Genomic DNA, 13,295 nt, shown 5'->3' on the forward strand with positions numbered 1-13,295 from the left:
TAAACCGAGACCCTTGAGACATCTCATCGAATTCTCAGTCCCTTGTCCGCCAGCTCCTCATCAACGGGATCAACCCCGATCCGCTGGAGCGGCGGCAATGACCTGCTGCGTCTCTACCTGCAGGACATCGGTCGGGTGGACCTGCTCACCGCTGAAGACGAGGTGGTGTTGTCACGGCTCGTGCAGCAATACGAGCGCCTGAAGCGCGAAGAGCGGCAACTCGCAGAAGATCATCCGGCGATCGAACGGTTGCTGTGCCTTGAGGAACTGCAGTTGAGAGAGGCCAACCATCTCTCTCACTGGCCAACAAGACAGGAATGGGCACGGGCCGCCGGGATGCCTTTGCAAGAACTGAACCAGGCCATCAGCAAGGGGTATGACACCTGGGCGGGTCTGGTTGACTCCGAGAGCCGCGACCTGCAGCGGCGTCTCCGTGAAGGTCGAAAAGCTCGTGACCGGATGATCCAGGCCAATTTGCGCTTGGTGGTGGCCGTCGCGAAGAAGTACCAGCACCGAGGCATGGAACTGCTGGATCTGGTGCAAGAGGGCACCTTGGGACTCGAACGGGCGGTCGAAAAATTCGATTCCACCCGTGGCTTTCGCTTCAGCACCTACTCCTACTGGTGGATTCGCCAAGGGATCACACGGGCGATCGCCACCCAAAGCCGCACCATCCGCCTCCCCGTCCACATCACCGAAAAGCTCAACCGCATCAAACGGGTGCAGCAAGAGATCGCCAGCAATGAAGGGCGCACTGCTTCGATGTCAGATCTTGCGAGGGAGCTCAGCGTCAGCGAAGACACGGTGCGTCAAACCCTGGCCCGCGTTCCACGGTCTGTTTCTCTGGAAACCAAGGTAGGCCGTGATCAAGAGACCCAACTTGGGGAGCTCCTCGAAGACGACCACGCCACGCCAGAGCAAACCCTGACCCGCGATGCACTCCACGACGATCTCGAACATTTGCTTGAAGAGCTGACCCCGAGGGAAGCCACCGTGATTCGCTGTCGCTTTGGACTCGCAGACGACACCCCCCGAACCCTCGCCCAAATCGGCGAAGGCATGAACCTCTCCCGCGAACGGGTGCGTCAAATTGAAACCCGTGCCCTTTTAAAACTGCGCCAGCCCCAGCGCCGGAGCAAGGTCCGCGATTACATCCAATCCCTGGACTCTTAAACCCACCACTCGTTTCATTCCCATCAACTATGGCTAGTCACTCCGCCATCGACATCGGCATCACCAGCGCACAACGGGAAGAGATCGCTGCTGCACTCAGCCGCCTGCTCGCAGATACCTACGTGTTGTATGGCAAAACCCACGGCTTTCACTGGAATGTGACCGGACCGATGTTCAACACGTTGCACCTGATGTTCATGGATCAATACACCGAACTGTGGAACGCCCTGGACGTGATAGCCGAGCGCATTCGCGCCCTTGGCGTTTTGGCTCCCCATGGAGGGTCCACCCTGGCCGGTTTGGCCTCAATCCAAGAAGCAGACCAACAACCTGCAGCACTAGACATGGTGCGTGAGCTCGTAACCGGCCATGAGGCCGTGGCCCGTACGGCACGCAGCATCTTTCCCCTGGCAGAGGCGGCCAACGACGAACCGACGGCTGACCTGCTCACCCAGCGGCTTCAGATCCACGAAAAAACGGCCTGGATGCTGCGCAGCCTCCTGGAAAACTAAGCATCACTCCAGACTGGAGCTGACCGCAAGCTCAAAGGGGACCGCCCGATTGGGAAGTTTCAACAGCTCAGCGCTCATCGAAGCGAGGTCTTCGGGCTGGGTCATCGCTTCAGCGTCCATTGATTGCGTTGGCCAGCGGTCGCTCGGACCGCTGCGCACAGCAGCAGCCATATCCGTATTCACCCAACCAGGACAAATCGCCGTCACCCGAATTCCAGCAGCCCAACCCTCGTTACGCATGGTTTGGCACAGACCAAGCAAGGCAAATTTGCTGGCGCTGTAGGCAGCCAGGCGACCTTTGCTGCGCTTCCCGCTCATCGAAACCAAAACCTGAATGCGACCTTCTCCGTGGGCTACCAATTGCGGCCAGGCGGCACGTGTGAGCCACCACGGTCCCATCAGATTCACATTGATGGTGTGAGCGATGTCTTGTTCTTCGCCGGGCTCAAACAGGAGCGGCACGCGGCTGAAGATCCCAGCGCTATGGATCACGCTGTCGAAGCCGCCGAAATGCTGATTGGTGGCCTCGACCCAAGCCTGGGCTGCCGCAGGGTCCTCCGCGGCATAGGGACACAGCAACACCCGTTCGCTCCCAGCCAGGTCGGGATCCAGGGGCGTCTGCTTCAACGCTTCCAGATCGCGAAGCCCCAGGCTGAGGCGGTGGCCGTCGGCAAGAGCGCGTTCCGCGACCGCACGACCAATCCCACGGCTTGCACCACTAATCAGGACAGTGCGCACGGCTACCAGGGTGAGGATCTACAGCGGTAAATTGACACGTTGCCGAGCAAGCCATGGCCAAGTTCGTGTTTGTAACCGGCGGTGTGGTCTCCAGCATCGGCAAAGGGATTGTGGCCGCGAGCCTCGGGCGCCTGCTGAAGTCTCGGGGCTACAGCGTTTCCATCCTGAAGCTGGATCCCTACCTAAATGTGGATCCAGGCACCATGAGCCCATATCAGCATGGTGAGGTGTTTGTCACCGAAGACGGCGCCGAAACCGATCTCGATCTTGGCCACTACGAACGCTTCACCGACACCGCCATGTCGCGCTTGAACAGCGTGACCACCGGTTCGATTTATCAATCCGTTATCAATAAGGAACGCCGCGGCAGTTACAACGGCGGAACCGTGCAGGTCATCCCCCATATCACCGGTGAAATCCGCGACCGCATTCACCGTGTGGCCGCGAACAGTAATGCCGATGTTGTGATTACCGAAATCGGCGGAACCGTTGGTGACATCGAATCCTTGCCGTTCCTAGAAGCAATTCGTGAGTTCCGAGGGGATGTGGGACGACAAGATCTGGCCTACATCCACGTGACTCTGCTCCCTTTTATCGGTACATCGGGAGAACTGAAAACCAAACCCACCCAGCACTCAGTCAAAGAGCTGCGCTCAATCGGGATCCAGCCAGATCTGCTCGTCTGTCGCAGCGATCGCGACATCAACGATGAGCTCAAACGCAAAATCGGAGGATTCTGCGGGGTTCCCCAGCGAGCGGTGATCCCCTCCTTGGATGCCGACAGCATTTACGCCGTACCGCTCACGCTCGAAGACGAAGGACTATGCCGCGAAGTCCTCGACGTCCTGGACCTCGAAGATCACGACAGTGACATGGTGGATTGGGCGCAATTGGTGCACAAACTCCGCAATCCAGGTCCGGCGGTGAAAGTCGCGTTAGTGGGCAAGTACGTCCAGCTGAATGATGCCTACCTGTCCGTCGTAGAGGCCTTACGCCACGCCTGTTTAACGCAGGATGCCTCCCTCGATCTGCACTGGGTCTGCGCCGAAGAAATCGAAAACCAGGGAGCTGATCCCCTTCTCAAAGGGATGGACGCCGTGGTGGTTCCGGGTGGATTCGGCAACCGTGGAGTGGACGGCAAAGTCTCCGCCATTCGCTGGGCAAGGGAGCAGCGCGTGCCATTCCTTGGCCTTTGCCTTGGGATGCAATGCGCCGTGATCGAGTGGGCACGCAATCTGGCGGGACTTACCGATGCCACGAGCGCAGAGCTCGAGCCAGGAACCACCCATCCTGTGATCCATCTCCTTCCCGAACAACAAGACGTTGTTGACCTTGGAGGCACGATGCGTCTTGGTGTGTACCCCTGCCGCGTCACGGCAGGCACCCTGGCGTCCAGGCTGTATGGAGAGGAGGTGGTGTACGAGCGCCATCGCCACCGCTTCGAATTCAACAACGCCTACCGAAACCTGTTTCTCGAGTCTGGCTACGAAATCAGCGGAAGCTCCCCCGATGGGCGGTTGGTGGAACTGATCGAACTTCCCGAACATCCCTTTTTCACCGCCTGCCAATACCACCCTGAATTCCTCTCCAGACCCGGCCGTCCCCATCCCCTGTTCCGAGGCCTGATCGAAGCGGCGCAACAACGCTTGCCCTCCAGCCCAAGCGAAGCGATGCGCCAACAAAACAATGCAGCGGCTGGATCCAGTCATGCCAGCCTGCAACCTTGACCGACTCTTTACCGGTTGTTGAAACCTTTCACTCTCTTCAAGGGGAAGGGATCCATACGGGCCGCAGTACCTTTTTCATCCGCCTGGCAGGCTGCAATGTTGGATGCAGCTGGTGTGACACCAAGCACTCCTGGCCTACTGATTCCCATCCAAAACGTCTGGTGATGGACTTGGCGACTGAAGCCTCTGCTGCCGCTGAAACCGGAGCCGCCTTTGTGGTGATCACTGGTGGAGAGCCCCTACATCACAATCTTGATCACCTTGCGGCTGCACTTAGAACCACTGCAAAGATTCCCATCCACATCGAAACCAGCGGAGTCGACAGCCTTAGCGGAGAACCCGACTGGATCACTCTTTCCCCCAAACGGCACAGGCCTCCAACACCAGAGGTAGTGAACGCGTGTCACGAGCTCAAAGTTGTAGTGCATGAGCCTGCAGATCTGCTGTTTGCGGAGGTGGTGGCAGCTCAAGCACCCCAGGCCCATTGGCTGCTTCAGCCTGGCTGGGACTGCGAAGAAGGCCTGCAACTCGCTGTAGGCAAGGTTCAGCAAGATCAGCGCTGGAGGTTGAGCATGCAAAGCCACAAATGGCTTGGCTTGCGTTGAGCTATACCACCCGAATTCAAATCAGCCTCAACCAATCTGAATTGGCCATAAAGGGATGCCAATCTCGTTGACCTGAGTCAACATCGGTTCCTCGAACGGCTTCCCCCACTCTCATGAAAGATTGCCGTCCGATGGTGCTGTCGATATTCAACGACGTTCAAATCGATACGGTCGACCTTTTAAGGCGTACCGATCAGCTTCAGTCACTCGTGCGTCGCTTGCTGATTGAAGAATCAACCAAAGAGCTCAACCCTCCTGAGAAGCTCATGGAGCAAGCTCTTTCAAAGCATTGTCAGCAAGAGCAGCTCAACAATGAAGAAGCCCTAGAGAGCTGGTTATCAGAGAGATTCATCACCAAGGCTGAGCTTTTAGTCCAACTGAGCCTGCCTCTCAAACTCAGTGCACTGGCGCTGGAAGCTTTTGCCCCCAAAGCTGAAGCTCGCTTCCTGCAACGCAAGGAAGCGTTAGATCAGGCAACTTACAGCCTCATCAGAGTGGAAAATTCAGGAGTTGCTCATGAGCTCTACCTTCAATTAGAGGCGGGTGAAACGAGCTTCGAAACACTTGCCACTCAATACAGTCAAGGGCCAGAGCAGAAAAGCGGCGGAAAAGTCGGACCGGCACCACTGATGCGAGCCCATCCCCAACTACGCCAACGACTTTGGACTGCCACTCCAGGGGTTGTTCTTGAACCAGTGCTCATCGAGAAGTGGTGGGTAGTGTCGCGATTGGAGGAGCGCCTTGAAGCCAGCTTCGACGAAGCCATGCGTCAACGGATGGCAACTGAACTTCTCCAACAATGGATTAATGCAGAAACGGTTGAGGTAGTCAAAGCTGTTCTCTCCCGCAACAATACGGCTGGCTTGTCCTGATGAACCTGACTTACCCATCCTCCGAAGGGCTTGCAGCCTTGCAAACATTTGTTCGTGGCCGAGGGGAAGCCTTGCGCTATGAGCTTGGACAAACACTTTGTGAATCTCACTTCGTACCCGGCCAGGTTCTACTGATCGAAAGTGGTAGTGCTCGTCTTCTAGGCGAGCAAGGTTCGCGACTCAGCACGCTGACCAAACTGGAAGAAGGTCAAATAGTTGGAGCCGCCTCATTACTTAGAGGAGCTCCTTGTGAGGACGTTCGTGCTGCGACAGACCTTGTTGCAAGGCGGATCAGTGACGAAGATTTTTTAAATCTTGTTCACAACAACAGTGAAGTTGCAGCTAGCTGCCAAAACCACTTATGGACTGCGGAGTTAGCTGCACTGTTGAAATCCCTTCTGGAAAATGCTCCTAAACAAACACGACCTCTTAGCAGTTGGATCGAAGAGCTTCTTCCCCAAGCTCATCTCCTGAATCCAACCGACAGCGATGCGGTCCAATTAGCCCTCACTTCAAATCAGCGCTTATTTGTAGCTGGCGAATCCAACGAACCGGGGAATACCCAACTTGGGGAAGAAATCTCAAATCTTGATGAGATTGCATCCCTCCCAACAGGCATTCATGAACTGCCTCTTCGTCTGATTGCACTTCCAGAAGAAGCCATCCAGGAGCTCAATAAATCAGTTCCAGTGGAACTTGTGACTGCTGAAGTGGTCGAAAACCCTGATGTCACAACTTCTACTGACTCAAGCATCCCAAAGGCACCGCTTCGACCTCCCGTCAGCCGCTTCAACAACACCAATGAAAATGACCGCGATTTCTTTATAGGCGGGGAGGGACCGTTACAAGAAACCCTTGCATGCCTGCAAATGGTGGCCAAGCTGATGAAGCTGCCCTTCCGCCGAGACTCCATTGAGAAGATCCTCCGAGATGAATTAAGGCGCGGCCAATCGCCAACTCTGCGCCTATGCGGCCAGATCGCAGCAAGTCTTGGCCTCCATGTCTCCGGCGCAAGCGTCGATGCTCGCTACGGCACCCGCCTACAGACACCCTCGATGATTACTTGGCAGCAAGGCTTTGCTCTTGTTTTCCGAAGTGATGAGCGCGGCGTCGTGCTCGCATCACCTAGTCAGGGATTCGTTGATCTTCCAGCTTCAACACTAGAAGAAATCTTTCCAGACGGAATCGAATTATTATTGCTCGATCGCACCAACACCACTCCAGAACAGAAATTTGGACCGGGCTGGTTCTGGCCGGCGCTCAAGCGCTACCGCAACGTTCTGGTTCAAGTCTTAGCAGCCAGCTTCGTCATTCAACTTTTCACACTGGCGAATCCCTTACTGATTCAAGTAATCATCGACAAGGTGATTAATCAGCGCAGCCTTGACACGCTTCAAGTGCTGGGTATTGCCCTAGTGGCAGTGACCATTCTTGAAGGTGTACTCGGAAGCCTCAAAACATTCCTCTTCGCTGAGACGACCAATCGCATCGACCAGCGTCTGGGCGCAGAGGTCATCGATCACCTTTTGCGCTTGCCCCTTGGCTATTTCGACAAGCGACCAGTTGGCGAACTGGGCTCAAGGATCAGCGAACTCGAGAAGATCCGCAATTTTCTAACAGGACAGGCCCTCACAACGATTCTTGATGCTGCTTTTTCAGTGATCTACATCGTGGTGATGTTGTTTTACAGCTGGTTGTTAACTCTGATCGCCCTAGCAGTTCTCCCAATTCAGGTGGGGCTCACACTGCTTGGAGCACCCCTGTTCCGTCGTCAATACAGAAAAGCTGCAGAAGCAAACGCCAAAACACAGAGTCATTTAGTGGAAGTACTAACTGGCATCCAAACGGTGAAGAGTCAGAACGTAGAAATGGTTAGCCGTTACACCTGGCAAGAGCGCTACGCCGAGTACATCAGCAGCACTTTTGAAAAAACAATCAGCGGAACAGCACTCAGTCAAACATCCCAGGTTCTGCAAAAAATTTCTCAGCTACTTGTTCTATGGGTAGGTGCAACATTAGTCCTCTCGGGAGAACTAACTCTGGGACAACTGATCGCATTCCGGATCATTTCCGGTTATGTCACCCAGCCACTCCTTCGCTTGTCGACTATCTGGCAGAGCATCCAAGAGTTGAAAGTGAGTTTCGAACGCCTCGCCGATGTAATTGATACACCTCAGGAATCGAACGAACTCGATAAAGCAAAAGTTCCTCTTCCATCTCTTCAAGGAGATGTCAGTTTCGAAAATCTAAGCTTCGCATTCAGTAAAGGTTCACCACCTGTGCTGAATGACGTTGATTTGCATGTCAAAGCAGGTACCTTCGTGGGGATTGTGGGTCAGAGCGGTAGCGGGAAAAGCACCTTGATGAAACTGCTCCCTAGGCTCTATGCCCCTGATCAAGGCAGGATCCTGATCGATGGCTACGACATCGACAAAGTTGAGCTCTACTCATTGCGGCGTCAAATTGGAATCGTGCCCCAGGATCCACTTCTATTTTCAGGCAGCGTCAGTGAAAACATCGCACTAACACAGCCGGATGTTCCAAGCGACTCGATCGTGACGGCAGCCAAGATTGCTTGCGCTCATGACTTCATCATGCAATTACCGAGTGGTTACTCAACACCAGTTGGAGAACGAGGAGCATCTCTCAGCGGAGGACAGCGTCAACGGATCGCAATCGCCAGAACTCTGCTCGCTAACCCAAAACTTCTTGTGATGGATGAAGCCACCAGTGCTCTGGACTACGAAACAGAGCGCAAGGTTTGCGACAACTTGATCAATGCATTGCATGACTGCAGCGTGTTCTTTATCACCCACCGCCTATCCACCGTACGCCGAGCTGACAGGATTGTAGTGATGCATCAGGGAGCCCTTGTGGAACAGGGAACCCACGAAGAATTAATGGAAAAACGGGGTCGCTACTACGCCCTTTACCGCCAGCAGGAGGCCAGCTAAACATGACAAAACCAAACAAAAAACCACCTTCAAAAATCTCTAACACAAGTACCAATCCGATAGGGAATCTGCTGCGCAAAGCACAAAACAAACTTGAAAGCTCTGTAAGTAGTAGTGATCACAACGAAGCCGTGCTTCAGCAAAGTCAGGTTTGGGTCAAAGCGGTGACCTGGGGTTTGATCGGGACAACGGTCTTCGGTATTGCTTGGCTGGCCATCGCACGCACAGAGGAGGTAGTGGTAGCCACAGGAAAGCTGGAGCCTGTCGGCAATGTCAAAGAAATTCGAGTGCCAATGGGAGCCGTGGTGGAAGAAATCCTTGTGAAAAACGGTGAGCAGGTCAGCAAAGACCAAGCTCTTATCCTTCTTGATCAGGAGAGCACAGCAGAACAGCTCAAGTCACTCGAACAAGGGCTTAAAGAAAAAACGTCCCAAATCAACCAGAAGAAGGAACAACTATCGCTCAAAAAGCTAGAGCGCGATCGGACGTTAGATCTCAATCGTGAGCAACTAGCTACCACCCGTGACAATTTGGGACTTGAGACCCAAATCCTTAATCGACTTCAAGGCCTAGCAAGAGAAGGCGCAACTGCTGATATCCAGTATCTGCAACAACTCAACAAGGTAGCGGGCCTAAAGGGAGATCTGATCAAACTAGAGCTAGAGGGCAAACGCCAAATCAATCAAATCGACCAACAAATTGAACAAATCAATGCCGAACTTGCCGGGCTCCGCAGTGAGAGATCTCAGCTGAATGCAAAAATCACAGAGGTGAGAGTAACAAACAAAAACCAGACTCTTCGTGCACCGGTTAGCGGCATCGTGTTTGACTTGAAGTTGAACAATCCTGGGTACATCTCACAATCCCAATCTTCTCAAGCTGTATTAAAAGTAGTGCCTTTTAATGCTGTGGAAGCGGATGTAGAGATTCCCAGCAACAAGATTGGATTCGTGCGGATTGGTCAAGCAGCCGACATAAGCATTGACTCCTTCCCAGCGAGTGATTTTGGTGTACTCGAAGGCACTGTGCAATCAGTGGGATCCGATGCTCTCCCGCCCGATCAACAACGAATGCGTCAGACATATGCCTACCCAGCCGTGATCAAGCTGGACAGCCAGCAATTAAAGATTAAAAACGGCAAAACATTGCCCCTACAGGTTGGAATGTCTCTTACGGCAAACATAAAGCTGCGTAGTGTTAGCTATCTTCAACTGTTACTTAATACCTTCCAGACCAAAACAGACTCTCTTAGACAGCTTTGACCAACTAAAACATCACCGCTTCATACTGCGTGGTCTCCGCTTTCCAAACTCGCCAGCGCAACTCCACCCCATCGGGCAGATCCACCACAACCGGCCAAGACGCGTTGTAGGGAATCAAATAGGGCTGCTTACCAAGTGACAGAAAAGATTTGCCTTTGGCTTGTTCCGACGTGCAAGCCATGCGCGTACTCAGCACAAGCACGGGCCCAGTCACTTCAAACAAGGCCTTTCCAGAAGCTTTAGGCAGTCGCTGCATCGATAAAGGCGGACCCGACAAGCGTTTGAGATTGCAGTCAACGTCTACCTCCTTCCCCACGATCAACTGGACGCGCCAATCGAGTGGATGGGTCGAAATCATCGCGTCGTCGCTCTTAGGCAGCAAGCCCGAGGGCTGAATCACCCAACGTTTCAAGCCTTGCTTGGGTGCTGGGTAACCACTCAAGTCAAGACGGGGAATCGCAACAGCAGGCGCTGAAGCAGCAACCATCAACAGCGGCAGTGCCAGCCTCAAGAATCCCAGACCCATGGTCTTACCCCTACGGCAACAGAATGCAAGCATGACCGATTCCACCGCGATTGCCCTGCTCTCGGGAGGGCTTGATTCCGCAACGGCTGCTGCGCTCGCCATCCAGTCTGGCTTCCGTGTGATCGGCCTCTCCTTTGATTACGGCCAGCGCCATCGGCGTGAGCTTGAGGCCGCCGTGGACATCGCCAAGGCTCTGAACCTGGCAGAACATCACACCATCCACGTGGATTTGGCGATGTGGGGAGGCTCCTCACTCACCGATCACGCCCAAACCCTTCCCACCAGCGGCGTTGAGGCGGGCATGATTCCGAACACCTATGTCCCAGGGCGAAACACTGTGTTCATTGCGATCGGACTCAGCCTCGCCGAAGCGCGAGGTGCCGATCGACTCGTGCTGGGCGTAAACGCAGTGGATTACTCGGGCTATCCCGACTGCCGGCCCGATTATCTAAAGGCCTTTCAGGATCTTGCAAACCTCAGCAGCCGCGTTGGACGAGAAGGCCATGGTCCAACGCTATGGGCACCACTTGTGGAGTGGAGTAAACAAAAAATTGCAGAAGAAGCACTACATCTAGGGGTTCCCATTGAACGCACCTGGAGTTGCTATAGCGGCGGAGACGTGCCCTGTGGTGTGTGCGACAGCTGCCGAATCCGTGATGAAGCGCTGCTCGCCGCCGGACGGCCGGACCTGTGCAGCCCAGGCCGTCGATGAACTCCAATCAAGCCAGTCCCCAAACACTGATTCGCAGCAAGCATCCTTGGATCGCACCTGACGTAGTCGCCCAAGCGCTCGCCCAAGAGCACGGAGAAGCGGGATTGATTTGGTTGGACGGGGATACCAGCGACCTGGGCCGTTGGCTCACCCTGGCAGCTGATCCTCTCGAGCAACGTTGTTGCCGGGGATTGCCCGGAGAGGTGGGAGCCACCAATCCGTTTGAAGCTATGCGCTCACTCGATCCGGGGCACTGGACAGGCTGGCTGAGTTACGACGCCGCCGCCTGGCTCGAACCCACAAACGCCTGGCGAAGCGATGCCATGGCGAGCCTTTGGATCGGGCGCCACGACCCCGTTCTGCGTTTTGACCTCCAACAACGGGAGGTTTGGATTGAAGGGCTTGATGCCAAGCGCCATGCGGCAATGGAGCGCTGGATTCAAGGGGTGAATGCACGATGCAATCAAACCCCCGACGCACTCCCCCATCCCCAACCCCTGCAAACAGCTTGGGTCCGTCACAGCGACAGGCAGGCCTATGCCAAGGGCGTCGAGCGAATCCGTGAGCTGATCGCGATGGGAGACCTCTTTCAAGCCAATCTCACCAGCTGCACCAGCACAACCTTGCCGGAATCGATCAATAATCTGGAGCTCTTTCGGCGCTTGCGTCGAGCTTGCCCGGCACCCTTTGCGGGTCTCGTCGTTGCCAGCGGGGATGCCACTGGCGAAGCACTCCTATCCACATCGCCGGAACGGTTCATGGAAGTGCTCCCTAATGGTGTTGTTCAAACAAGACCGATCAAGGGAACACGCCCTAGAGATTCCGATCCAATCCGGGATGCCGATCAAGCTGCTGAGTTGGTTTGCAGCGAAAAAGACCGTGCCGAAAACGTGATGATCGTCGACTTGCTGCGCAATGACCTTGGCCGGGTCTGCGTGCCTGGCAGCGTCGATGTTCCTCAGCTGGTCCATCTCGAAAGCTACGCCAGGGTCCACCACCTCACCTCAGTCGTGAACGGCCAACTCAGGGATGGATTGAACTGGGTGGATCTGCTGGAAGCGAGCTGGCCTGGTGGTTCGATCAGTGGTGCACCAAAACTGAGAGCGTGCCAAAGGCTTCAGGAATTAGAGCCCAAAGGTCGAGGTCCCTACTGCGGCTCCTTGCTCACATTGAACTGGGATGGGCGTTTTGACAGCAATATTTTGATTCGCACCGTTCTGCGCAAAAACAATGAGCTTCGGGTGCATGCAGGCTGCGGAATCGTTGCCGACTCGGATCCTCAGGCAGAAGCCGACGAACTGGACTGGAAATTGCTGCCACTTTTAGAGGCACTGGAATGACAGCATCTGAGCCACAACACTCCATCGCCTGGATCAACGGCACATGGGGGCAGCCTGCAGAGCTAGCGCTGCCACTCAGCGACCGGGGACTGCAGCTCGCCGATGGACTATTCGAAACGGTCCTCCTTCATCACAACCGTCCCTGCTTATTAGACGCACATCTGCGTCGATGGGAGCAAAGTTGTGAGCTGTTGGGAATGGCAGCACCGCCCAAAAGGTCTTGGTTGGATCCATTGATTCAAGAAGCAATCGAACGACTTGGAATCGCGCAGAGGTACGGGGCCATGCGCCTCAACTGGAGTCGAGGCGATGGAAGCAATCGAGGAATTGGACTTGATCACCACTCTGCCGACCCCTCCAGGCATCGCTTTTGGCTGACGTTGCAAACCCATACGCCAACGTTTGAGTCGGTGCGCACATGGATCAGTTGTCATGAATATCGGCAGGCATCAAGCCTGATGAGCCGATGCAAAACCTTTTCCTATGGGCAGGCCATTCAAGTGCGCCGGGAGGCTCAGCAAAAGGGAGCTGATGATGGATTGATGCTCAGCACCAATGGCACTTTGTGCTGCGGGAGCAGCGCCAATCTTGTTGTGCAACGCCAAGGCCAATGGCTCACACCCCCTGTAAGCGATGGCTGCCTGCCAGGAGTGATGCGGGGCCAAGCCCTCAAGCAGGGACTGATCCAAGAGCAGTCGCTTTCAGCCGAACCGCAACCTGGTGATCAATGGTTATTAATCAACAGTCTTGGCTGCCGGACGATCAGCCAAGTGAATGGCGAACCACTCACGAACAGGGGAAATGGAGAAACCCTTTGGAGATATTTATTGCCATCTCATTCTGAAATTTCATTGCCACCCTGAGCGCAACAGAA

General features: G+C 54.8%; 12 protein-coding genes. 10 read left to right on the forward strand and 2 right to left on the reverse strand.

The annotated features are described in order from the left end of the window. Positions 1-42: 42 nt before the first annotated feature. Both SynSYN20_RS13910 and SynSYN20_RS13915 read left to right on the forward strand, forming a co-directional pair. Entirely contained in the window at positions 43-1,173 is a 1,131-nt protein-coding gene (locus tag SynSYN20_RS13910; protein WP_186524145.1) for an RNA polymerase sigma factor, RpoD/SigA family, read from the forward strand. 29 nt (positions 1,174-1,202) lie between these two features. Further along, positions 1,203-1,685 (forward strand): Dps family protein, encoded by a 483-nt coding sequence (locus SynSYN20_RS13915; protein ID WP_186524146.1) that lies wholly within the window; start codon positions 1,203-1,205, stop codon positions 1,683-1,685. 3 nt (positions 1,686-1,688) lie between these two features. On the opposite strand, the gene SynSYN20_RS13920 is transcribed toward SynSYN20_RS13915, so the two are convergent. Beyond that, positions 1,689-2,423 carry an SDR family NAD(P)-dependent oxidoreductase gene (locus SynSYN20_RS13920; protein ID WP_186524147.1) on the reverse strand — a complete coding sequence of 245 codons (735 nt, stop codon included), beginning with the start codon at positions 2,421-2,423 and terminating at the stop codon, positions 1,689-1,691. A 53-nt stretch (positions 2,424-2,476) separates the two neighbouring features. On the opposite strand from SynSYN20_RS13920, the gene SynSYN20_RS13925 reads away from it, so the two are divergent. The 5 genes from SynSYN20_RS13925 to SynSYN20_RS13945 all read left to right on the forward strand — a co-directional run bounded on the left by SynSYN20_RS13925 (position 2,477) and on the right by SynSYN20_RS13945 (position 9,843). Next, positions 2,477-4,150, forward strand: a complete 1,674-nt coding sequence (locus SynSYN20_RS13925; RefSeq protein WP_186524148.1) for a CTP synthase — start codon at positions 2,477-2,479, stop codon at positions 4,148-4,150. Further along, positions 4,147-4,755, forward strand: coding sequence for a 7-carboxy-7-deazaguanine synthase QueE (locus SynSYN20_RS13930; protein WP_186524149.1), 609 nt, complete (start codon positions 4,147-4,149; stop codon positions 4,753-4,755). The genes SynSYN20_RS13925 and SynSYN20_RS13930 overlap by 4 nt, the downstream gene beginning before the upstream one ends. 113 nt (positions 4,756-4,868) lie before the next feature. Next, positions 4,869-5,627, forward strand: a complete 759-nt coding sequence (locus tag SynSYN20_RS13935; protein WP_255476295.1) for a peptidylprolyl isomerase — start codon at positions 4,869-4,871, stop codon at positions 5,625-5,627. Next, on the forward strand, positions 5,627-8,581 hold the full coding sequence (locus SynSYN20_RS13940) for a peptidase domain-containing ABC transporter (RefSeq protein ID WP_186524150.1): 2,955 nt from the start codon (positions 5,627-5,629) through the stop codon (positions 8,579-8,581). The genes SynSYN20_RS13935 and SynSYN20_RS13940 overlap by 1 nt, the downstream gene beginning before the upstream one ends. A gap of 2 nt (positions 8,582-8,583) precedes the next feature. After that, complete coding sequence (locus tag SynSYN20_RS13945) at positions 8,584-9,843, forward strand: HlyD family secretion protein (protein WP_186524151.1); 1,260 nt, start codon at positions 8,584-8,586, stop codon at positions 9,841-9,843. A gap of 4 nt (positions 9,844-9,847) precedes the next feature. Here the strand turns inward: SynSYN20_RS13945 and SynSYN20_RS13950 are convergent, their stop codons facing one another. After that, the gene (locus tag SynSYN20_RS13950; protein WP_186524152.1) at positions 9,848-10,369 is read right to left on the reverse strand and encodes an ecotin family protein; all 522 of its coding nucleotides are present in this window, start codon (positions 10,367-10,369) and stop codon (positions 9,848-9,850) included. A gap of 31 nt (positions 10,370-10,400) precedes the next feature. Between SynSYN20_RS13950 and queC the strand changes: the two genes are divergently transcribed. Genes queC through SynSYN20_RS13965 form a run of 3 tightly spaced genes read left to right on the forward strand, consistent with a single transcriptional unit; the run spans position 10,401 to position 13,284 of the window. Then, the gene (queC, locus tag SynSYN20_RS13955; protein WP_186524153.1) at positions 10,401-11,081 is read left to right on the forward strand and encodes a 7-cyano-7-deazaguanine synthase QueC; all 681 of its coding nucleotides are present in this window, start codon (positions 10,401-10,403) and stop codon (positions 11,079-11,081) included. Then, positions 11,078-12,421 carry an anthranilate synthase component I family protein gene (locus SynSYN20_RS13960; protein ID WP_186524154.1) on the forward strand — a complete coding sequence of 448 codons (1,344 nt, stop codon included), beginning with the start codon at positions 11,078-11,080 and terminating at the stop codon, positions 12,419-12,421. Before queC ends, SynSYN20_RS13960 begins: the two co-directional genes overlap by 4 nt. Then, on the forward strand, positions 12,418-13,284 hold the full coding sequence (locus SynSYN20_RS13965; protein ID WP_186524155.1) for an aminotransferase class IV: 867 nt from the start codon (positions 12,418-12,420) through the stop codon (positions 13,282-13,284). The genes SynSYN20_RS13960 and SynSYN20_RS13965 overlap by 4 nt, the downstream gene beginning before the upstream one ends. The last annotated feature ends 11 nt before the right edge of the window (positions 13,285-13,295 follow it).

The sequence above is a fragment of the Synechococcus sp. SYN20 genome (genome assembly GCF_014279555.1).
In the GTDB taxonomy this organism is placed as follows: Bacteria; Cyanobacteriota; Cyanobacteriia; order PCC-6307; family Cyanobiaceae; genus Synechococcus_C.

Coding starts and splice junctions, on each gene's coding strand:
- SynSYN20_RS13925 (WP_186524148.1), top strand. CDS start 2,477: ATGGCCAAGTTCGTGTTTGTAACCGGCGGTGTGGTCTCCAGCATCGGC.
- SynSYN20_RS13935 (WP_255476295.1), top strand. CDS start 4,869: ATGAAAGATTGCCGTCCGATGGTGCTGTCGATATTCAACGACGTTCAA.
- queC (WP_186524153.1), top strand. CDS start 10,401: ATGACCGATTCCACCGCGATTGCCCTGCTCTCGGGAGGGCTTGATTCC.
- SynSYN20_RS13940 (WP_186524150.1), top strand. CDS start 5,627: ATGAACCTGACTTACCCATCCTCCGAAGGGCTTGCAGCCTTGCAAACA.
- SynSYN20_RS13915 (WP_186524146.1), top strand. CDS start 1,203: ATGGCTAGTCACTCCGCCATCGACATCGGCATCACCAGCGCACAACGG.
- SynSYN20_RS13960 (WP_186524154.1), top strand. CDS start 11,078: ATGAACTCCAATCAAGCCAGTCCCCAAACACTGATTCGCAGCAAGCAT.
- SynSYN20_RS13950 (WP_186524152.1), bottom strand. CDS start 10,369: ATGGGTCTGGGATTCTTGAGGCTGGCACTGCCGCTGTTGATGGTTGCT.
- SynSYN20_RS13965 (WP_186524155.1), top strand. CDS start 12,418: ATGACAGCATCTGAGCCACAACACTCCATCGCCTGGATCAACGGCACA.
- SynSYN20_RS13945 (WP_186524151.1), top strand. CDS start 8,584: ATGACAAAACCAAACAAAAAACCACCTTCAAAAATCTCTAACACAAGT.